This window comes from Tardiphaga sp., assembly GCF_044340795.1.
Taxonomy (GTDB): Bacteria; Pseudomonadota; Alphaproteobacteria; order Rhizobiales; family Xanthobacteraceae; genus Tardiphaga.
Genome location: NZ_JBIISY010000042.1, coordinates 1 through 20,755 on the forward strand (window position 1 = coordinate 1; position 20,755 = coordinate 20,755).

Genomic DNA, 20,755 nt, shown 5'->3' on the forward strand with positions numbered 1-20,755 from the left:
GTTTGCAGATGCTTTTGCGATCAGCGTGCGGTGAAGCCGCCATCGACCGGCAAAGCCACACCAGTGACGAAGGTCGACTCGTCCGACGCCAGCCACAGCGCCGCGTTCGCCACGTCCTCGGCCTTGCAGAGACGGCCCATCGGCACGGCGGTGAGCAGCTTGGTTTCGTTGGCGGCAGCTTCCGCGGCGATGCCCGAGCGGCCGGTGAAGCCGAGCTTCATCGGCGTATCGGCAAGGCCCGGGCAGATCACGTTGACGCGGACCTGATCGGCGGCGAATGCCTGCGCCAGCGATTTGGTGAGACCGACCACCGCGAACTTCGCCGCCGAATAGATCGGGCTCATCATCGAGCCGACGATGCCCGACACCGACGAGGTGAAGATCACCGAGCCGCCGCCGCGCTTGCGCATATACTGGATCACCTCGCCGGCACCGAGCGTGGCCGAGGTGACGTTCAGCGACATCGCGAATTCATAGGCCTTGAGATCGAGATTTTCGACACCGGCTGGCCCCGGCGTACCGGCATGGGCCCAGAGGATATCGACGCCGCCAAGCGCGGTTGCCGCGTCATTGATCGAGCTCTTCATCTGCTCGGTCTTGGACAGATCGGCCTGGATGGTGATCAACTCATAGCCCTTGGCCTTCATGTCCGCCTTCAGCTGCGTCAGCGCCTCGGCATTGACGTCCACGGCCGCGACTTTCGCACCTTCCCTGAGGAAGAATTCGACGCCGGCGCGTCCCATGCCGGACGCAGCTGCAGTGATGATGGCGAGTTTATTGGCGAGACGCATGGCTTTTCCTCTTGGGTTAGGACGTCGACATTCGGATAAAAAAGAACGCGCAGTGCGGGGTCACCGTCATCTGCGCGTCCAAGTCTTGGGAGTCCAAATCTTGGGAGTCCAAGTCTCGGGAGTAGACCTTACTTGATCAGCGGGCACCCGCCGTCCTTGAGCGGACGGAACGCCTTGTCGGCAGGGATGGTCGCCACGACATTGTAATAGTCATAGGGCTTCTTCGATTCCGCCGGCTTCTTGACCTGCAGCAGATACATGTCGTGCAGCACGCGGCCGTCTTCGCGCAGCGTGGTCTTGCCGAACAGCGGATCGTCGAAGGTGCCCATATCGCGGATTGCCTTGACCACGGCGACGCCATCCTTCGGCGAACCGACCTTGGCGACCGCCTTGAGATAGGTCAGCGCAGCGGAATAGGCGCCAGCCTGGTTCATGCTGGGATAGCGACCGTTGTGGCTCTTGGCGAAGCGCTCGCCGAACTCACGGGTCTTGTCGTTGAGATCCCAGTAGAAAGCTTCGGTGAGCTGCAGGCCCTGCGCGGTATTCAGACCGAGCGAGTGGACGTCCGAGATGAACATCAGCATCGCCGCGAGCTTCTGGCCCGCCTGCACGATGCCGAACTCCGACGCCTGCTTAATCGCCTTGATGGTGTCGCCGCCAGCATTGGCGAGCGCGATGACGTCGGCCTTGGACGCCTGCGCCTGCAGCAGATAGGACGCGAAGTCATTGGAGTCGGTCGGATGCTTGATGCTGCCCAGCACCTTGCCGCCATTGGCGTTGATCACGGCCGTCGCGTCACGCTCGAGCGAGGCGCCGAGTGCGAAATCGACCGTCAGGAAGAACCAGTTCTTGCCGCCGGCCTTGGTCATGGCATCGGCGGTGCCATGCGACAGCGCCCAGGTGTCATAAGTCCAGTGCACCGAATTCGGCGTGCAGGCCTTGCCGGTGAGATCCGACGTGCCTGAGGCCGTGAACAGCGCGACCTTGTTCAGTTCGGCCGTCAGCGGCGCAACGGCCAGCGACGTGGCGCTGGTCGGGATGTCGAGCAGAACATCGACGCCTTCGGTCTCGAACCACTTGCGCGCGATGTTGCGTGCGATGTCCGGCTTGTTCTGCGGATCGCCCTGCACGACCTCGATCTTGAACTTGTCGGCACCGGGCAGCTTGTTGAAATCCTCGACGGCCATCTTGGTGGCCTCGAACGAACCCATGCCGCCGATATCCGAAAAGATACCGGACATGTCGGCGAGCACGCCGAGCTTCACCGGCGTCTGGGCTGACGCAGCCGTGGCCGACATGAGGCCGAGCGACAGCGCGAGAGCGGATACGGCAAGAGTATTACGAATGGTCATGTTTCCTCCCCTGACCCCATATCGGCGGCATCGAAGCCCTCGCGGGCGATCGGCGCTGCTCGAAAATTCTTGTTTATGAATTCATAAGACCTATACATGAATTAGAAGTCAAGACACTCGTGGCCGATCCGGATGGCCTTCCAAGGCCATTTGGCGCTACAGAGCCAACCAGAATGCGCAGCGATGCAGGCGACCAGACACAGTCGCGGGACAGGGAAGAACGAATTCAATGCTGGTCAGGCAAGCTGCCAACGTGCTGGAATTGATGGAGTATTTTGCCCGGCGCAAACGGCCGGCGACGCTCGCGGAAATCTCCGACGATCTCGGCTGGCCGCGCTCCAGCACGTTCAATCTGGTGGGCACCATCGCCGACAAGGGCTGGCTCTACGAACCGCGCGCACGCAACGGCTATTATCCCAGCCCACGCTGGCTCACCCTCGCCCGCACCGTTGCCGAAGCAGAGCCGCTTCCGGACGCCGTCCATGCGCTGTTGCTGGAGATCGCCGACAAGACCGGCGAGACCACCGCAATAGCCGCCCTGGCCGGCACCAATGCGATCTTCCTTGACGTGGTCGAGTGCGCGCATTCAGTGCGCTACTTCGCCCAGATCGGCGACCGAGTGCCGGTTCATGCGAGTTCGGTTGGCCGCGCCATTCTCGCACAGCAGTCACCTGAAGAACGCCGCGCGATCTATCGCAAGATCAAGTTCGAGCCGTTCTCGGACACGACCCCCGACTCCGTCGAAGCGATCGAGCAGGCGCTCGTGGACGCCACCGAGCGCGGCTATCATCAGAGTTCGTCGGAATATATCGCGGATCTCGCGGGCGTCGCGGTGCCGTTGCCGATCAGTCATCGACGGCTGTCGCTGGTTGTCGCAGGGCCGACCTCGCGATGCCTGAACCGGCGGCCAGAAACGGCCGCGACGATCATTTCCTGCGTCGAACGCTTCAAGACCGAGACAGCAGAGAGCTAGTCGGCTTGGGCTGTCCCTGCCCGATCAATTGCTGTTGTTGTTCTGGTTCGGAAACTCGACGGCGTTGTTCTGCTTGCCGGTGCTGAAGTCGAAGATTTTCCGCGTGATACCCGGCGCGATCGCCGAGAGCGGGTTGACGCGCAGAACCGGCGCACCCGGCGTGCCGACGACTTCATAGGTCACGCCGAACAGACCCTCATTGCTGCCACCGCCAAGGAACAGGCCGACCACCGGAATCTGGCCGAACATGTTGTTGAGACCATACATCGGCACGAAAGTGCCGCTCATGCGCACCTGATTAGCGTTGTAGTCGATGTTGCCTTCGATGGTGGCGCCGACCGACGGTCCCTGCACCAGCCCTTCGCGAACGGTCATGAAGCCATTCTGCCGGACGAACTCAGCACGCAGGCGCGTGAACGAGATGCCGCTGTTCTGCGCGCCCGGAGGCCCGCCGGAAGCAGCAACGCGTTCGAGCGACGCCTCGCCCTTCACCGTGAAATTCCGCACATTGATCAGGCCTTCCTTCGGACGGGTGTCCGTGGACGGCGCATCCATCGCCAAGGCGAGCTGGCCGCCGAACATCTTCGAATAGGTGTCGGTGACGCGCAGGAAGGCACCGGCGTCATTGGTCTCGATGAAGATGAGATCGCGCCCTGCTCCCTGCGACTTGCCACGCATGTCGCCGGTGAGTTGAGTGTCGCGGCCGAGCTTGCCGGTCAGCGCGAATTTGGAGATCGTGCCGTTGCGGCGCGAGACCTTGGCATCGACGCTGCGCACCGCCTCGCCATAGAAACCGGCGACAGCGCCGAGCTTGACGTCGATATCGAAATCGACCGCCTTGGCCTTGCTCTTGGTGTCCGGCTCCTTGCCGCCCGACATGGCGCCCTTCAGGAAACCGCGGCCGTCGAACACGTCACCACGCATGGTCACCTTGAGCACACCATCATTGCCACGCTCGGCCTTGATGGAGGTCTTGTCGCCTTCGGAGGGCGAATAGGTGGGGAAACTGACGTTGACCAGATCGCCGTTCTGATCGAGTTCGACGGATCCCTTGATGGACGCACCGGCGCCATCGACCGTGATGTCTTCGAGGCGGGTAGAGTCGCCCTTCTTCACCACGTTGAACGCGGCCTTCGCCGACTTGCCCGCGACCTTGGTCCAGCCGGGCAGCAGGTTGTCCAGCTTCAGCGGTGTCAGGTCTGCTTCGATATTGAACTTGCTGTCGCGATCACCGCTGCCGATCTTGCCGTTCAGCTTCAGCGGCACGGCGCCGACGACGGCGGTCCCGAGATCGACGCCCATCCGCGTACGGCTGGCATCGTCCAGCGTCGCGCTGAGCCGCACCTCGGCATCGCCTTCAGTAGGCTTGCGATAATCGAGCTGTCCGGTCTGGCCGTTGATCTTGATATCGCCACGGACCTGATAGCCCTGATTGTTCGCGGCGATCTTTAGCAGATTGGCCTCGACCTTCTGGTTCATCACCAACTTGTCGGCGGAGAAATCCTTGAGGTCGGCGGTGACGTTGTAGGTCGTGTCGGCCTTGGTCAATTCATGCTGGATCGGCATGCCCATGGCGACCTGCGCCGTCACATTGCCCTTGATGGCATTCGGATCGAGCATGTTGCCGGAGGCTTCGCTGAGCCGATCGGAATTGAGAACCTCGACGACGCCCGGTGCCGGGCCGTCGAGCTTGAAGCGGATACGCGACGGCGACGGCTTGGGCGCCATGTCCGGCACTTCGAACACGATGTCGCTGAGATTGACCTTGCGGCCGCCCGGCGTGTCGACATTGGCCTGGCTGATGGTGACCGTGGCCGTGCGGCCGGTGATGCGCGCACGCAGGTCGCCGTCATGCACCACAGGCAAGCCATCGACCGGACGCAGCGAGACGTCGTTGGCGATGATCGCCACGTTCAAACCGTCGTCAGGGATGGGCGGTCCGCGCCGCGTCAGGTTCTTGGTCGGCGAATTCACCCCGATCTCGATGCGCTGCAGGTTCCCGGCTTCGATCCGCTCGATCACCCACTCGCGCACTTCCGGCACGATCAGCACCGGCCACATGCGCTTGAGCGCCGACGCATTCATGGGCGTTCCGGCGAAACCCAGCTTCATGCGCGGCTCACCTGCGTAGTCGACACTCCCCGTGCCAGCGACGCCAAGTTCGCCATTGCTGATATTGGCTTGGGTCAGTGACACCAGCCGATTGTCGGGGTCGAATTTGGCCCGGATGGAGATGTTGTTGAAGATCAGCGGCTGCTCGTTGCCGCTGCCGCCGAGCACGATGGTTCCGCCGCTGAGACCTGCCTGCCAGGCATTGGAGGTGCCATTCGGTGGCTCCACATGGGCCAGCAGCGTGACCCGGTTGCTGCCGGAAATCACCTTGAAAGGTGCCAGCAGCACGCGGCGTGCGGAATCCCACTCGAAGCTGATCTCCGCGTTGTCGATCGGCATCGGATAATCCGGCGTATCGTTATCAACGATATCGCCGGCGCCGGCGACCAGCTTGCCGCGCAGATAGGTCGGCATCCCGTCGCGGCCGATCTCACCCTTGAGTTCGCCGGTCAGCGGGATGTCGGCGCTATAGGTCAGATCCTTCATGCGCAGCGCCAGCAGGATGTTCTTGGTCGAGACCTTGTCCGCCTTCACATCCACCGAGCGCACGCCATTGCTGGGCGCGCCGATATCGATGCCGAGCGACCACGGCGACTTGCCGCCCTCACCTACGGTCAGAGCGACACCACCGGCGCTCGGCCGCCGCAGGCTGAGCGAGATATTGTTGAATTCCCATTTGTTGCCGCGCTGCTGATCGTCCACCACCAGGCGACCGTTCTTGAGACCGACCTCATTGAGGTTCTGTCCGTCGAGCCCCGACAAGGTCAGCGTATCCAGCCAATCGAGACCGGCCAGAATCCCCGTGGGTGCTTCGCGCTTGCCGGTCGCGGCCCCCGGCGGCGGCTGGACCTGAACGACGGGCGGTTGCGGCTGCCGGGGGAACGTCAGTTCCGGCTGCTTGGCCGGCCCAAGCCACGCGCCGGGCACGCGCGGCGATGCGACACCGGTCGCGATCGGCTTGACATTGTCGCCGGTGGAAACTGTGACCTCGCCATCCGGCGTAATGCGCACGGCAAGCGCAACATCGACCAGGTTCAGGCTTTCAGCGCGCAACCGCCCCATCAGGATAGCGACGAACGAGATCTTCACCTCGGCCTTTGGCGCGCTGGCAATAACCGCATTGTCGTGGTCGCGGACGACAATGTCGCGAAGACGCACCGCCATGCGCACGCGTCCAACGCGCTCGATCTGCGTTCCACCGACGGCGACCGTGTTGCCCTGCCCGATATTGTCCTGGATCGCATCGGCGAGCCACGGCGTGGCAACGTCGAAATTGATCGGCCCGGCGCCGAGCCGCCACCACAATATGGAAAAACAGATGGCAGAGACGATGAAGAGGCCGCCGAATACCGTGACGATCCGCTTGAACCAGCGTCCGCCACCGGAGCCCGAACGGCCAGAGCGGAAACGATCACCGAACCGCTGCCATGCCGACGACTTCTGCGAGAGCAATTTGCGCGCACGGTCGTGCCCAGCCGCGTAGTGCTGACGATCCCATTCGGAATCGTCCCACTGCCTGGACCGGTCATCGGCGCGCGGACGAGGCGCTGCGGGTGGCTTGCTCTTTGCCATGTCCTCTAGGTGCCGGGCCTTTCGGGGGCTAGCGATGATTGCGAGACCGATCGCCACCAACAGTGCGCAACGATCTGTAACGAACGCCAACTGCCGGCAAAACTGCCAATCCCGGATTTGAATTATAGCTCGTCTTGGTCGTCGCAACACCAATCGGCGCGGGCAACGTGTGTCGTCTCGAATCCTTCAGTCACCATACAGCGAGGCCGGTGGTTTTGCACCGCAATGGCAGCTCAGCGAGCCCCCGAAGCATGTCCGCAATCCAATCACAGTGACCGTCCGAAAGCGACGAAAGGAAGGCGTATGTGCAAGAAATTGCGCAAGAATCTCTCGAAAGCCCGCACAATCGGATGACCTTCCGCGCACCCGGACAGCCTCCCTCCGGAGCTTCCCGCTGCGGCCATCCGTCCCGTCCAGACGCCGCTTCCTGGTTTGGGACATGGAGCCGTTCCGACACCTCGGATAGAACGGCCCGACGAAATGCCGATGACGAAGGGATACCTCCATGGCCAAGACAGCGAAGACGACAACGACCGATCCGATCGAGGGCAGGAAGGCACCCGCCTTCAAGCTGCCGCGCGACGGTGGCGCCACGGTCTCGCTGTCGGACTACGCCGGCCGCAAGCTGGTGATCTTCTTCTACCCACGCGCCAGCACACCCGGATGTACCAAGGAAGCGATCGACTTCACCCGCCTCGCCGCTGACTTCGAGGCCGCCGACACCGCCGTGCTCGGGGTGTCAGCAGACCCGCAAAAGGCGCAGGAGAAGTTTCGCGACAAATATGAGCTCGGCATGCCGCTGCTCTCGGACGCCGCCCAGACCATGCTGACGGCCTATGGCGCATGGGGCGAGAAGAAGCTGTACGGCAAGGTGTTCGAAGGCGTTTTGCGGAGCACGGTGCTGATCGGGCGCGACGGCAAGGTCATCAAGGCCTGGCGCAACGTGAAGGTCGACGGCCATGCGGATGCCGTGCTGGCCGAAGCCCTGCGGCATTAACCCATATTCAAATTGACGGAAGTCATTTAGCTGGAATTAACCATGCCGGGCTCAAATCCCTCCCGTAGTTGAGCCCGCCGATGAGTCTCCCGGCAGGCCCGGGAGTGCTGATGTCGAACCGTCCTGTCCAATACGCCGAGTACCCTCAGCACCACGCTCACGATCACGGACGCCCCCAACCGCGCCGCGTCGCCACCGCCAAGCCGCCGGCTGCCAAATCGGCTGCTATGGCGTCCCGGCAGAGTGATTATACGATCGCGCATCGCGGCAAGCAGGTCCGCATCGGACCGGTGGTGTTCTGGATCGTGGTCGGCACCGTGACCGTGCTGGGTGCATGGTCCGCCGCAACCGCCACCTATTTCGCGTTTCGCGACGACGTGCTGACCAAGCTGATCGCCCGTCAGGCCGATATGCAATACGCCTATGAAGACCGCATCGCCGAGCTGCGCGCCAAGATCGACCGCACCACCAGTCGCCAGATGCTCGATCAGGAACAGTTCGACAAGAAGCTCGAACAGGTCCTGCGGCGCCAGAACCAGCTGGAATCCCGCGCCAGCGCGCTGGGCAACGTGCCGGACCTCTCGGTCACCGGCTCGATCCCGCCGACAAGGGCGCCGGGCCGCGGCGCGTCGCTGGATACAAACTCGCTCCACAAAACCGCTCAGGTCAGCGACACCGTGACTTTCGTGGTGCCGCCCGATCGTGAAGCTCGGCTGGAATCGCGCGCGCCGGTTCTCGCAGCGCCGCCGCAGACCCAGGTCGCCAAGCTCGGCGGCGCCGACAATGTGATCGACCGCCTGCAGGCCTCGCTTGACCGCGTCGAGAGCAAACAGCTTGCCGCGCTCAGCTCGGCCGAAGAAGGCATGGACTCCAAGGTCCGCCGCATGCGCGGCGCCATCGCCGATCTCGGTCTCAACATGGCCAAGCTCGAAGCCGCAGCACCGCGCGGCGGAATGGGCGGACCGTATATTCCGGTCAAGTTGTCGGCCAGCGCCGACCCGTTCGAGCGGCAGCTCTATCGCCTCCACGTGACCCGCGCGCAGATGGACAAGCTGAACCGCACCATGGCGCAGGTGCCGTATCGCAAGCCCGTGGTGGGCACCGTCGAATTCTCATCCGGTTTCGGCGTCCGCACCGATCCGTTCCTCGGCCGCCCGGCGATGCATGCCGGCCTCGATTTCCGTGGCTCCACCGGCGATCCGATCCGCGCTACCGCCAATGGCCGCGTCGTCTCCGCAGCCTATGCCGGCGGCTACGGCAAGATGGTCGAGATCGACCACGGCAATGGCCTCTCCACCCGCTACGGCCACATGTCGGTGATTGGTGTGAAGGTCGGCGACAGCATCAAGATCGGCCAAGTCATCGGCCAGGTCGGCTCCACCGGCCGTTCCACCGGCCCGCATCTGCACTACGAAACCCGCATCGATGGCGAAGCCGTTGATCCGCAGAAGTTTCTCCGCGCCGGCGTGCGTCTCAGCGCCAGCTGAGACAGCAGCATTGTTGCCCTGCCCGCAATATGATTGAAGCGACGTCGAAATCCATCGAGATCGCCGCGTGACATCTCCCCGACGCATTGGTCCCCGCTATCCGCGCCTCGGCCGGTTTTGCTTCCGCGCCACACGTCGGCTGACGACATGGGTGATGTCGCTGGCAGGCTTTCACGCCAATGATAGCCATTTCACCGTGCGCCGCATCGGCGAGCTGCGCGCCAAACTCGCGCGTGGCGAGACCGTTTATCTCGCCGGCCTCGGCTTGCCCGGCACGCACAACTCCGGCGTGGCGCTGGTTGAAGTCACGCAGGCTTATGGACCGCGCCTGATCGTCAACAACGAGGAAGAGCGCTTCTCCGGCGACAAGCACACCACGCAATATCCACGCGCTGCGCTGGATGCGATGCGCGAGACGCTGCGCAAGATGGGCCGCGACATCACCGATATCGATGCGTGGCTGACGAGCTGGGACTATCCCGATCTCACCGGCACGCTGGTGCGGAGCATCGTCGAGGAATTCCCTGACGGCCTGAAACTGCTGCGCACCAAGAATTCCGTCAGTTTCGATGCCAAGCGCCTCGAACAGATGACGCGAACGCCAAAGCTGCTGCGCAAGCAATTCGGCCTGCCCGCGCGCGTGCCGCTGATGATGATGCCGCATCACGACAACCACGCATGGTTTTCGTTCGCCGCATCGCCCTTCCCCGATGACGAACCGGTGGCCATTGCCGTGCTCGACGGGACCGGCGATCTCGGCTCGGTTTCGACCTATGTGGCGCAGAACGGCGCGATCACAAAACTGTATTGCAACGACAGCGTCTTCGACTCGCTCGGCGCCTTCTATAGCGTGATCTCATCGACGCAGGGCGGCTGGACCTGGCTCTCCAGCGAAGGCCGCTATATGGGCGCCGCCGCCTGGGGCGATATGGACCGCGCCAGCAATCCCTATTACGCGCGTCTGCGCGAGGTGCTGGATTTCGGCCCCGACGGTGAGATCAAACTCAATCGCGCCATGGGCAACTGGTATTGCGACCCGTTCGACGACCCCTACAAGCAGCCGTTGATCGACATTCTCGGCGAACCGCTGAAGCCCGACCAGCTCTGGAATCCGGATGCCGTGCTGCGCGTCGAGGACATCCAGCATCGCCCGGACACGCAGGACCGTCTCGACAAGGCGGCGGCGACGCAGCTCGTATTCGAGGATGCGATGATCCATGTCGTCGCCGGCCTGCTGCGCAAGACCGGCGCAAATCGCGTGGTGCTGACCGGCGGCGTGGCACTCAATGCGCTCGGCAATATGCGGCTGCTCGAACACTTTGACGAAGCATGGTTCGAACGCGAGCAAGGCCGCAAGGTGCGCCTGCATCTGTGGATGCCGCCGACGCCCGGCGATCCCGGCGTCACCATCGGCGCGGCCTGGATCTTTGCCCATCTCATCGGCGCTCCGCGTGGCGCTCCGATGACGCATGCGTTCTATTGTGGCGATGCATCGGCACCGCAGGACATCGCAACCGTGCTCGAGGCTGATGACATCAACTCCAGGATCATCGGCAATATCTCGACACCCGACGGCCTCGCCGCCGTGGCCGATCTGATGGGATATCTGGTTGCGCAAAACGGCATCATTGCGCTCTATCAGGGCGCGGCGGAAACCGGCCCCCGCGCACTCGGCCATCGTTCGATCCTCGCCAATCCCTGCGATGCCGGCACCCGCGAACGCCTCAACGAACGCGTCAAGTACCGCGAGGCGATCCGCCCGCTGGCGCCGATGGCGACGCGCGAAGCTGCGCTTGCGTATTTCGATCTTTTGGAAGGCGCGTCAGACGCTGACTACAACGCCTATAACTACATGGTGCTGACCGCGCAATCGAAGCCGCATGCGCGCGACAAGATCCCGGCGGTCATTCATGCCGATGGCACCGGCCGCATCCAGATCGTCCGCGCCGAGGATGATCCGCTCACGCATGCCTATCTGAAAGCGCTCGGTCGCCATATCGGCGTCGAGCTGTCGGTCAACACGTCGTTCAATGTTGCCGGCCCGATCGCGCAGACGCCGCAACAGGCCGTCGAGACCCTGCGCCGTTCGGCGGGTCTCGACGTGGTCTTCATGATGGCCGGTGACGGCACCGTCACCGCCGCATGGCACGGCGGTGAGCGCGACAGTGGCCGGTTTACGGCGTGGCTCGCGGAGTGGGTCCGCGGCCGGGCCTAGACCTTGCCAATCTTCTTGGCGGTGGCCACCAGACGTTCGCTATCCTTCGCCACAAAAGCCGCAAAAGCTTCCGAGTCCTGATAAGCGGGCATGTTGCCGGCCGCCTCGAAGACCTTGGTGACTTCAGGGTCCTTCATCGCATCGCGGACCGTCTCGCGCAGCTTGGTCACGACAGATGCCGGCATGCCCTTAGGCGCAAACAGACCGGCCCAGATGTAGAATTCCACATCGGAATAACCGAGCTCCTTGAAGGTCGGCAGGTCGGGAAATGCCGCCAGACGCTCGGCGCCAAAATTAGCGAGAACGCGCAGGGTGCCAGCATCGACATGCTGCTTGAGCGTGCCGGGCGCCGAAGCCAGTGCCTGGATCTGGCCGCCAATGAGATCGCTGATGGCCGGCGCTGCGCCGCGATACGGCACGTGCAGCATCTTGATTCCGGCCGAGAGCGCGAACATTTCCATCGAGACATGCAGCGTGCCGAACGGGCCCGACGAGCCGTAGGAGATCGCACCGGGCCGCGCCTTCGCGTCGGCCACGAATTCCTGGATGGTCTTCCAGGGCGCGCTCGCCGGCACGGCGAACAGGGTGGGATCGGCGAGCACGCGGGCGATCGGCTGCAGTTGATCGACCTCATAGGCGACCGGACGGCCATAGATGCGATCCGACTCCGGCAGCACCGCCAGCGACGACAGCGTCATCAGCAGCGTGTGCCCGTCGGGCGCAGCGCGGGCCACGGTGGAATTGCCAAGCGAGCCGCCGGCACCGCTGCGATTGTCGATGATGACGGCCTTGCCGAGCACCTTCTGCATGTAGGTCGCGACCGGGCGCGCGGCGATATCGGCCTGCCCGCCCGCGGGGAACGGCACGACCATGCTGATATTCTTGCTCGGCCACGCTTCCTGCGCATGCGCAGTCTGGCCCGTCAGTGCGAGGGTCGACAGGCCGCCAAGGCCTGCGAGGAAATCACGGCGTTTCATGGTTATCTCCCGTTTATTCTGTTCAGCAATGCATCGGATGCGTGCATCAGAGGACACATCACTCCTATGCGGAGTGGAGTTCTTGAAGCTTGCGGAGTTTTCGCACGGGGCGAAGTTCGCCCCATGCGTTTGATTGCGGTCGCGCGATGATCAGCCGACCGGATTTTCCAGACGGCCGATGCCGCTGACTTCGATCGCCACGACGTCGCCCTTCTTGAGGAAGCGCGGCGGCGTAAAGCCGAGGCCGACGCCCGCCGGCGTGCCAGTGGCGATGACGTCGCCGGGCTCCAGCGTGATGCCGGCCGAGAGCGTCTCGATCAGGGTCGGGATATCGAACACGAGATCAGCGACCGATGCGTTCTGGCGCAGCTCGCCGTTCACGAACGTCTTCAGCTGCATCTTGGTGGGATCAGGCATCGCATCAGCGGTGATGATCGCCGGGCCCATCGGGCAGAAGCCGTCGATACCCTTGCCGATGAACCACTGGCGATGCTGATGCTGCAGCGTGCGCGCGGTCACGTCATTGATGATCGTGTAGCCGAACACATGCTTGAGCGCGTCGGCCTTCTTGATGCCACGGCCTCCGCGGCCGATGATCACCGTGAGTTCGCCTTCGTAGTCGGTGCTGTCGGTCGTATCGAGATATTGCGGGATCGCGGCACCCTGCCCGATCACCGTGCTCGACGGCTTGGTGAAGATGACCGGATATTCCGGCACGACTTCCTTCGCAGAGGAGTCATAGCCGCTGCCGGCGAATTCCTTGGCATGCTCGTGATAGTTCTTGCCGACGCAGAACACATTGCGCGCCGGGCGCGGGATCGGTGCAAGCAGCTCAATATTGGCGATCGGCAGCGCTGCGCCGGCGGCACCTGCTATGCTGCCTTTAACGCTGTCATAGTTCGCTATCAGGGAGAGCATGTCCGGTGCCACATTGGCCGGGAGCGGCTGAACCTTGGAAAGCGCCTCGTCCGCGATGCCGACGGTCGGCCGGCCTTCGTGCATGAATGTGACAAGATGCATGGTTTCCTCCTGATGTCAGCTTCTGGGGCGGCTGGTGCGCCGCGTCTCCTATAGGTACGATTATCTTCGATGGGAGATTTGCGCAAGCGGCAGGTTCCAGATTTTTCCTCTTTAGAAGACGCGACCAATTGCCCCGCAATGCCGTGGTGTCCTTAACGTAACCGGCCAATACGACTGATTTTCTTCCAGCAGGATGTGACATCGCGCCAAACCGCGCCTAAAGTAGAATCGGTTTCATATGAACGGAGCAACATCCGATATGGCAAAGGCGGCGGCACGGAAGGTCGTACGTGAAGACCCCGTCAGCCGCGCATTTGGCGATCGGGTCCGCGTATTGCGTGAGGAAGCAGAACTCACGCTGGAGCAGCTATCGAAACAGTCCGGCGTCAGCCGCGCAATGCTGTCGAAGGTCGAGCGCGGCGAGAAGAGCCCGACCATCGGCGTTGCACGGCGCATCGCACTGGCCCTCGGCACGTCGTTCTCCTCTCTTATGGGAGATGACGACGGGCCGCGTCGCGCTTTTGCAATCGTCCGGAAGGACCAGCGACCGGTGTTCCGCGATGCCGAGACCGGCTTCGAACGCTTCCTGTTGTCTCCGGTGATGGCAGGGATGGCCGTCGAAGTCGCGTTGCATCACCTGCCGCCAAAGACATCGACGGGCGAGTTGCCCGCCTACCCCACAGGTACGTCGAAACACGTGCTCGCCACGCGCGGCAAGGTCACCGTCAAGACCAAGGACACGGAGACGGTGCTCGACGAAGGCGACTCCCTGTATTTTGAAGTCGATGTCGAACACTGGTTCGAGAACCGCACCGCGCGCGCCTGCGAGTATTATCTCGTGATTTCAGCGCCGCCGTCTTTCGGCCGGCGCGACGGAAAAGCTTGAACGTAGGGCGGATGAGCCAAAGGCGTAATCCGCCGATCTTCGCCAAACGAAGTCGGCCGGCGGATGACGCTTCGCTCATCCGCCCTCCTGTTCATGCTACTTCTTCAGACAAAGTCCCACAGTCGGCGTTGTCGCGCATTTCACGCCATCCGGCGCGCCGCCGCTCGGGCACAGCACCGAAACGAGCGTCTCGCTCGCATCGCATGTGACAGCGCCGTCAGCCTGAACCGCGCGGAAGGCCGGCGCCGCCTCGCCTTTGTCACCCTTGTCGCCCTTCTCACCCTTGGCTCCGGGGGCGCCCTGCGGACCTTGCGGGCCCTGAGCACCGGCCTGTCCTTGCGCACCCGGCACGCCCTGAACGCCTTGCGCGCCCTGCGGGCCGGCCGGCCCCTGGGCGCCCGGATCACCCTTCGGTCCGGGATCGCGGCCGCAGCCGCTGACCATCAAGGCAACGCCGATTGCGAGAACTGGAAAAATCTTCCTCATGCCCCTTACCCCTGTTTGACGCCATCACGAGCGATTGCGCCGGGACAATCCGGCGGCGTCGGTCGTGTTCCGGCACAGGGATGATATCGGGGGAGAGACGGAAGGAAAGCGAACGAACTGCGACGTCGCTGTTTCAAGACGCCGCAGTCGCCAAAGTTTAGTCCACGTCGTCGATCGCGCCCGGCGTGGTGCCGAATGCGCGTTGCGCCAGCGTCGCGGCCATGAACTCATCGAGATCGCCGTCGAGCACGCCCGACGTGTCCGAGGTCTGCACGCCGGTGCGCAGGTCCTTCACCATCTGGTAGGGCTGCAGCACGTAGGAGCGGATCTGGTGGCCCCAGCCGATATCGGTCTTGGCGGCCTGATCGGCCGCGGCCTTCTCTTCGCGGCGCTTCAGCTCGATCTCATAGAGGCGCGCGCGCAGCATGTCCCACGCCTGGGCGCGGTTCTTGTGCTGCGAACGGCCGGCCTGACAGACCACCGCAACGCCGGTCGGAATATGCGTCAGACGCACCGCCGATTCCGTCTTGTTGACGTGCTGGCCACCGGCGCCGCCCGACCGCATCGTATCGACGCGGACATCCGACTCGTTGATCTCGATCTTGATGCTGTCGTCCACAACCGGGAAGATCGCCACCGACGAGAACGAGGTATGGCGACGGGCGTTGGAATCATAGGGCGAGATACGCACCAGACGATGCACGCCGCCTTCGGTCTTCAGCCAGCCATAGGCATTGTGACCGGAGATCTGGATGGTCGCCGACTTGATACCGGCTTCTTCGCCCTGGGTCTCTTCCAGATACTCGATCTTGAAACCGTGCTTCTCCGCCCAGCGCGTATACATGCGCAGCAGCATCGAGGCCCAGTCCTGACTCTCGGTGCCGCCCGCGCCGGCATGGACTTCGAGATAGGTGTCGAAGCGGTCGGCCTCGCCAGACAGCAGCGCTTCCAGCTCGCGGCGCGCGACTTCCTTCTTGAGGGCCTTCAGGGCGTTTTCGGCTTCGGTGACGATGCTTGCATCGCCCTCGGCCTCGCCGAGTTCGATCATCTCGACATTGTCGTCGAGTTCACGCGTGACCTTGCCGATGCCCTGCAGCGAATCCTCAAGCGAGGTTCGCTCCTGCATCAGCCTTTGGGCCTTCTGGGGATCGTTCCAGAGATTGGGATCTTCGGCGAGAGCGTTCAGCTCTGCGAGTCGTGCCGTGGATGCATCGACGTCAAAGATGCCTCCTCAGCAGCCCGACTGACTGCTTGATCTCTTCTACGAGGCGTTCGATTTCAGCGCGCATGGAAATTCCGTTGTGTTGGCCGCACGTGTAACCGCCGCGCCCGTCTTATTCAACCCACCACCCTCGTCATTGCGAGGAGCGCAGGCACGAAGCAATCCAGTTCTTGGCTTTCTGGATTGCCTCGCTGCGCTCGCAATGACGTTGTCAATCGGCGATCAATACAGACCACCGGTTCCCGGACGCATGAACATGCGGTCGGTATCGGGAGCGATCTGCTGCGAGCGACCATCGGCATCGGCCACGCCGATGACCGAGTAGTTGTCCGGCGGCGCCGTGCCCGGCTTGAAGGCTTCGAGGATGGTGCGGCCACCATCGCCCGGACCAGCGCGCATGCCGGTCTTGGCATCGACGCGGATCAGCTTGATGCCGGCGGGCACCTTGAACGGCACCGCCTGCTTGTCGGCCAGCGCCAGTTTCATGAAGTCCTTGGCGATCGGTGCCGACAGCACGCCGCCGGTGCCGCCACGGCCGAGATTGCGCGGCTTGTCGTAGCCGACATAGATGCCGACCACCACGTCCGGCGAGAAGCCGACGAACCAGGCGTCCTTCTCGTCATTGGTGGTGCCGGTCTTGCCGGCGATCGGCTTGCCGACCTCGCGCATGACGGTGGCGGTGCCGCTCTGCACCACGCTCTCCATCATCGAGGTGATCTGATAGGCCGTCATCGGGTCCATCACCTGCTCGCGGCGATCGACGAGCTGCGGTTCAGGCTGGTTCTTCCAGCCTTCCGGCGCCTCGCAGCCACGGCATTCGCGCTGGTCATGCTTGAAGATCGTGTGCCCGTAGCGGTCCTGGATACGATCGATCAGCGTCGACTTCACGCGGCGCCCGCCATTGGCGAACATCGAATAGGCCGTGACCATGCGCATGACCGTCGTTTCACCGGCGCCCAGGGCGTAAGAGAGATAGTTCGGCAATTCGTCATAAACGCCAAAACGCTTGGCATATTCGCCGATCAGCGGCATGCCGACATCCTGCGCCAGACGCACGGTCACCGTGTTCAGCGAGCGCGTCAGCGCGTTGCGCATGGTGGTCGGGCCGTAATACTTGCCGGTCGAATAGTTTTCCGGACGCCAGACGCCGTTGCCCGAACCCTGATCGATTTCGATCGGTGCGTCGATCACGACGGTCGATGGCGTGTAGCCATTGTCCATCGCCGCCGAATAGACCAGCGGCTTGAACGACGAACCGGGCTGGCGATAGGCCTGCGTGGCGCGGTTGAACTGGCTCTGGTCGAAGGAGAAACCGCCGACCATCGCGAGCACGCGGCCGGTGTTCGGATCCATGGCGACCATGGCGCCCGACACTTCCGGATACTGCCGCAGGCGGAACTGGCCTTCGATAACCGAACCGTCTTTCTGGGTCAGCGGATCCACATAGATGACGTCGCCGGCGCTTAGCACCTGCGACACCGCCGTCGGGGTCTTGCCGCGGGTCGCGCCAGCGGCAGGCTTGGCCCAGCGCACGCCATCGAGCGAAATCAGACCGGTCTGGCGATCCTTCGACACGGCGCCGCCGAGTTCACGGCCCGGCTGGAAACCGATCCGCGCCGACTGGTCGGACACGTCGAGCACGACAGCCATCTTCCACGGCGAAATGTCGGACAGCGACTTCACCTCGGCGAGCTTGACGCCCCAGTCGCCGGAAATGTCGATCTTGTTGGTGGCGCCGCGATAGCCGCGCGCTTCGTCGTAATTGACGAGGCCAGCGGCCATGGACTTGCGCGCCATCACCTGCATCTTGGGATCGAGCGTGGTGCGGACCGAGAGGCCGCCTTCATACAGCTTCTTCTCGCCGTAGCGCTCGAGGATGTCGCGGCGCACTTCCTCGGCAAAGTATTCGCCGGCGAAGATATGGGCGTGGCTGCCGCGGCCGGTGACCGTCAACGCTTCCTTGCGTGCCTTCTCTGCATCGGCCTGCTTGATCCAGCCATTCTCGACCAGGCGGTCGATGACATAGTTGCGGCGCTCGATGGCGCGGTCGCGGTTCTTTACTGGATGCAGCGTGGACGGCGCCTTCGGCAGAGCGGCCAGATAGGCAGCTTCCGAGACCGTCAGCTCATTCACCGACTTGTCGAAATAGACCAGTGACGCAGCCGCGATGCCATAGGCGCCGAGGCCGAGATAGATTTCGTTTAGATACAGTTCGAGGATCTTGTCCTTCGAATAGGTGCGCTCGATGCGCATCGCCAAGAGCGCTTCCTTGATCTTGCGATCGAAGGAGACCTCGTTGGTGAGCAGGAAGTTCTTGGCGACCTGCTGGGTGATGGTGGACGCGCCCTGCGGACGACGATTCGAGCCGATGTTCTGGGCGTACAGGATCGCCGCACGGGCCATGCCAGTGTAGTCCAGACCGCCGTGCTCGTAGAAATTCTTGTCTTCCGCCGCGAGGAAGGCGTTCACGACCAGTTTCGGGATCGCCTGGATCGGCAGATAGAGCCGGCGCTCCTTGGCATATTCGCCGAGCAACTGGCCGTCGGACGCATGCACGCGGGTCATCACCGGCGGCTCGTAATCCTGCAGCTGGGAGTAATCCGGCAGGTCCTTGGAGAAATGCCAGATCATGCCCGCGGCGGCAGCGACGCCCACCAGGAACACGACGGTGCCTGCAGCGAACAGGAACCCGAAAAACCGCACGAGCAGACGCATGTTGAGACGATCCGTTTCAGTCGCTGTGCGGCCATATAGCACAAATGGCGCCGCAAAGGGCGAAAGTCAGCCAATTACAATCGACTGGAGACGCCCACGGCCACCTAGCGAGGTGGCCGATTCTCCGGCCGCATGGCGGATTTTATAGAGGGTGCGCTGTGGCCAAACTAGGGCTCACGCGTTGAAAGCCCTGTCATTTCCGTAATCTTCAATTACCAGCGCCGGCCGAGACCATGTGCTTGGCAAAATAGCTGTCGATCGACTTGGCGACCGCGCCCACCGTCTTGGAGCGCCAGTTCTCCGACATCAGCGACTGCAGGTCGTCCTTGTTGGAGACATATCCCAATTCGATCAGCACCGACGGGACATCCGGCGCCTTCAGGACCCGGAAACCGGCGGATTTCAGCGGATGCTTGTGCATTCGGGTGGTCACCTTCATCTCGCCGACCACCATGCGGGCGAAACGGCCCGAAAAGGTCTTGGTCTCCCGCTGGGCGAGATCGATGAGGATATCCGCCACTTCGGTCGGTTCCTCGGTAAGATTCACGCCGCCGATGGCATCGGCCTTGTTTTCGAGGTCCGCCAGCCGCTGCGCCTCGGCATCCGACGCCTTGTCCGACAGCGTGTAGACGGTCGCGCCCTGGGCATCGCCCTCGCCTTTCGGCAGCGCGTCGGCATGGATCGAGACGAACAGCGCCGCGCCGGCGCTGCGCGCCAGTTTTACGCGCTCGTCCAGCGGAACGAAGGTATCGTCCGAGCGCGTCATGACCACGCGGTATTTGCCCAGCTTCTCCAGCCGGTCGCGCAGCGCGAGGCCGAAGCCAAGCACGATGCTCTTTTCGCTCTCGCCACCGGCCTGGGTCCCGTTGTCGACGCCGCCATGGCCGGGGTCGAGCACCACCACCGGACGGCTGTCCGTCGCCGAAACGGGCGCGGCACTGGCCACTACCGTGGTCGCCACCGGCGACGGCGTCACGCTGCCGGCAATGCCCGGCCGCAATTCCGGGCGGTTCTCTACCGCCAGCCCCTGCACGAAGGTCGTACGGTCCACGGCTTCGAGTTCGATCACCATCCGCGCCGGCTGGCCGTTGGCGGGATCGAGCGCCGTGGCGCTCTTGATCTTCACAGGTTTTGCGAGGTCGAACACCATGCGCGAGCCGCCCGGCATCACCATGCCGTAACGGAACGCCTTGATCAGGCCGCGTGCCACCGTTCCTGCCCCGGGATCGAGGTGAAACGCCACCTGCGGCATGTCGATGACGACGCGATAAGGATCCGCCAGCGTAAAGGCGCGCAGCGAGACCTTGCGGTCGAGATCGAGGATGAATCGGGTCTGTTTCTCGTCGCCGGCGATGCGGACGTCGGAGGCGATGGGAAGCGATGCTTCGGCCGGTTTTTCGGCATTGGCCTCGGGCGTATCGCCCGGCGCGGCCATAGTACCCGAACACCAGACGAGCGACGTCAGCGCACTCGCGAGCGCCATTCCCAGCAAAACGATATGGTTTGCGCGGCGGGTCAAGCGAATCCAAAGCCTCCGGAGCAGCCCATCCCTACCCCATTAGAATCGCAGGGTTAACTCGCACTTAATGACGCCGGAACGAATTCCCCGGACTGTTGCAGCGGCGTGACGCTTCCCTTGCCAGCCGGGTTCATTCCACGTATGTACGAGGAGCTGACGGATTAACTCCCGGTTGTGTCGCGTTCAACCTCCCGGTGCAGCGTTTATCTCCCCGATACCCATCGGAGACATGAGCGTTTTTGATCATCCCTCCAAGACCAGCGCCGGGCGCGGTTTTCGGAGAGACGGTCCTGGCCCGAGCGGTGTCCGGTCCCTGGTTCTTACTCGCTTACAGGGCGGTTTCAGACACGACATGACCGAAAACTCCGGCCACCTGTTTCGGCCGAGTTAGCGACAACCGGCGCACGCATTCGCGTGGCGCCGGACGTCAG

13 protein-coding genes and 1 pseudogene are annotated in these 20,755 nt (G+C 63.2%); 5 read left to right on the forward strand and 9 right to left on the reverse strand.

Translation table 11 applies throughout. The features are described from left to right. Positions 1-20: 20 nt before the first annotated feature. Positions 21-791: an SDR family NAD(P)-dependent oxidoreductase gene (locus ACIQ17_RS09455; protein ID WP_398467766.1), complete on the reverse strand. Its 771-nt coding sequence runs from the start codon at positions 789-791 to the stop codon at positions 21-23. 128 nt (positions 792-919) lie between these two features. Then, positions 920-2,143, reverse strand: a complete 1,224-nt coding sequence (locus ACIQ17_RS09460; RefSeq protein WP_398467768.1) for an ABC transporter substrate-binding protein — start codon at positions 2,141-2,143, stop codon at positions 920-922. Between the two features lie 229 nt (positions 2,144-2,372). On the opposite strand from ACIQ17_RS09460, the gene ACIQ17_RS09465 reads away from it, so the two are divergent. Continuing rightward, positions 2,373-3,116, forward strand: coding sequence for an IclR family transcriptional regulator (locus tag ACIQ17_RS09465; protein WP_398467770.1), 744 nt, complete (start codon positions 2,373-2,375; stop codon positions 3,114-3,116). A gap of 24 nt (positions 3,117-3,140) precedes the next feature. Here ACIQ17_RS09465 and ACIQ17_RS09470 read toward each other — a convergent pair whose 3' ends face one another. Next, a complete protein-coding gene (locus ACIQ17_RS09470) occupies positions 3,141-6,800 on the reverse strand; it encodes a DUF3971 domain-containing protein (RefSeq protein ID WP_398467772.1) in 3,660 nt (1,219 codons plus the stop codon). Between the two features lie 538 nt (positions 6,801-7,338). Between ACIQ17_RS09470 and ACIQ17_RS09475 the strand changes: the two are divergent. The 3 genes and pseudogenes from ACIQ17_RS09475 to ACIQ17_RS09485 form a co-directional block, all read left to right on the forward strand. Further along, a pseudogene (locus tag ACIQ17_RS09475) lies at positions 7,339-7,797 on the forward strand (peroxiredoxin); the annotation flags it as partial. 110 nt (positions 7,798-7,907) lie between these two features. Continuing rightward, positions 7,908-9,284 carry a M23 family metallopeptidase gene (locus tag ACIQ17_RS09480; protein ID WP_398467774.1) on the forward strand — a complete coding sequence of 459 codons (1,377 nt, stop codon included), beginning with the start codon at positions 7,908-7,910 and terminating at the stop codon, positions 9,282-9,284. A gap of 67 nt (positions 9,285-9,351) precedes the next feature. Then, on the forward strand, positions 9,352-11,499 hold the full coding sequence (locus ACIQ17_RS09485) for a carbamoyltransferase C-terminal domain-containing protein (protein ID WP_398467776.1): 2,148 nt from the start codon (positions 9,352-9,354) through the stop codon (positions 11,497-11,499). Here ACIQ17_RS09485 and ACIQ17_RS09490 read toward each other — a convergent pair. Together ACIQ17_RS09490 and ACIQ17_RS09495 are read right to left on the reverse strand one after the other, a co-directional pair. Next, positions 11,496-12,476 (reverse strand): Bug family tripartite tricarboxylate transporter substrate binding protein, encoded by a 981-nt coding sequence (locus ACIQ17_RS09490; protein WP_398467778.1) that lies wholly within the window; start codon positions 12,474-12,476, stop codon positions 11,496-11,498. The genes ACIQ17_RS09485 and ACIQ17_RS09490 overlap by 4 nt on opposite strands. Positions 12,477-12,626: 150 nt before the next feature. Next, the gene (locus tag ACIQ17_RS09495; protein ID WP_398467780.1) at positions 12,627-13,496 is read right to left on the reverse strand and encodes a fumarylacetoacetate hydrolase family protein; all 870 of its coding nucleotides are present in this window, start codon (positions 13,494-13,496) and stop codon (positions 12,627-12,629) included. A gap of 259 nt (positions 13,497-13,755) precedes the next feature. On the opposite strand from ACIQ17_RS09495, the gene ACIQ17_RS09500 reads away from it, so the two are divergent. Then, positions 13,756-14,382, forward strand: coding sequence for a helix-turn-helix domain-containing protein (locus ACIQ17_RS09500; RefSeq protein WP_398467782.1), 627 nt, complete (start codon positions 13,756-13,758; stop codon positions 14,380-14,382). A 96-nt stretch (positions 14,383-14,478) separates the two neighbouring features. Here ACIQ17_RS09500 and ACIQ17_RS09505 read toward each other — a convergent pair whose 3' ends face one another. The 4 genes from ACIQ17_RS09505 to ACIQ17_RS09520 all read right to left on the reverse strand — a co-directional run bounded on the left by ACIQ17_RS09505 (position 14,479) and on the right by ACIQ17_RS09520 (position 20,324). Continuing rightward, positions 14,479-14,868, reverse strand: a complete 390-nt coding sequence (locus ACIQ17_RS09505) for a hypothetical protein (protein ID WP_211907829.1) — start codon at positions 14,866-14,868, stop codon at positions 14,479-14,481. Between the two features lie 157 nt (positions 14,869-15,025). Then, positions 15,026-16,157, reverse strand: a protein-coding gene (prfB, locus tag ACIQ17_RS09510; RefSeq protein ID WP_211907827.1) for a peptide chain release factor 2 whose coding sequence is annotated in 2 segments (ribosomal slippage) — positions 15,026-16,087 and positions 16,089-16,157 — 1,131 coding nt in all. Because the reading frame shifts where the segments join, the coding sequence is not laid out codon by codon here. Between the two features lie 155 nt (positions 16,158-16,312). Further along, positions 16,313-18,805 (reverse strand): penicillin-binding protein 1A, encoded by a 2,493-nt coding sequence (locus tag ACIQ17_RS09515; RefSeq protein ID WP_398467785.1) that lies wholly within the window; start codon positions 18,803-18,805, stop codon positions 16,313-16,315. Between the two features lie 208 nt (positions 18,806-19,013). Next, complete coding sequence (locus ACIQ17_RS09520) at positions 19,014-20,324, reverse strand: N-acetylmuramoyl-L-alanine amidase (RefSeq protein ID WP_398467787.1); 1,311 nt, start codon at positions 20,322-20,324, stop codon at positions 19,014-19,016. Between the last annotated feature and the right edge of the window lie 431 nt (positions 20,325-20,755).

Coding starts and splice junctions, on each gene's coding strand:
- ACIQ17_RS09455 (WP_398467766.1), bottom strand. CDS start 791: ATGCGTCTCGCCAATAAACTCGCCATCATCACTGCAGCTGCGTCCGGC.
- ACIQ17_RS09460 (WP_398467768.1), bottom strand. CDS start 2,143: ATGACCATTCGTAATACTCTTGCCGTATCCGCTCTCGCGCTGTCGCTC.
- ACIQ17_RS09465 (WP_398467770.1), top strand. CDS start 2,373: ATGCTGGTCAGGCAAGCTGCCAACGTGCTGGAATTGATGGAGTATTTT.
- ACIQ17_RS09470 (WP_398467772.1), bottom strand. CDS start 6,800: ATGGCAAAGAGCAAGCCACCCGCAGCGCCTCGTCCGCGCGCCGATGAC.
- ACIQ17_RS09480 (WP_398467774.1), top strand. CDS start 7,908: ATGTCGAACCGTCCTGTCCAATACGCCGAGTACCCTCAGCACCACGCT.
- ACIQ17_RS09490 (WP_398467778.1), bottom strand. CDS start 12,476: ATGAAACGCCGTGATTTCCTCGCAGGCCTTGGCGGCCTGTCGACCCTC.
- ACIQ17_RS09495 (WP_398467780.1), bottom strand. CDS start 13,496: ATGCATCTTGTCACATTCATGCACGAAGGCCGGCCGACCGTCGGCATC.
- ACIQ17_RS09500 (WP_398467782.1), top strand. CDS start 13,756: ATGGCAAAGGCGGCGGCACGGAAGGTCGTACGTGAAGACCCCGTCAGC.
- ACIQ17_RS09505 (WP_211907829.1), bottom strand. CDS start 14,868: ATGAGGAAGATTTTTCCAGTTCTCGCAATCGGCGTTGCCTTGATGGTC.
- ACIQ17_RS09515 (WP_398467785.1), bottom strand. CDS start 18,805: ATGCGTCTGCTCGTGCGGTTTTTCGGGTTCCTGTTCGCTGCAGGCACC.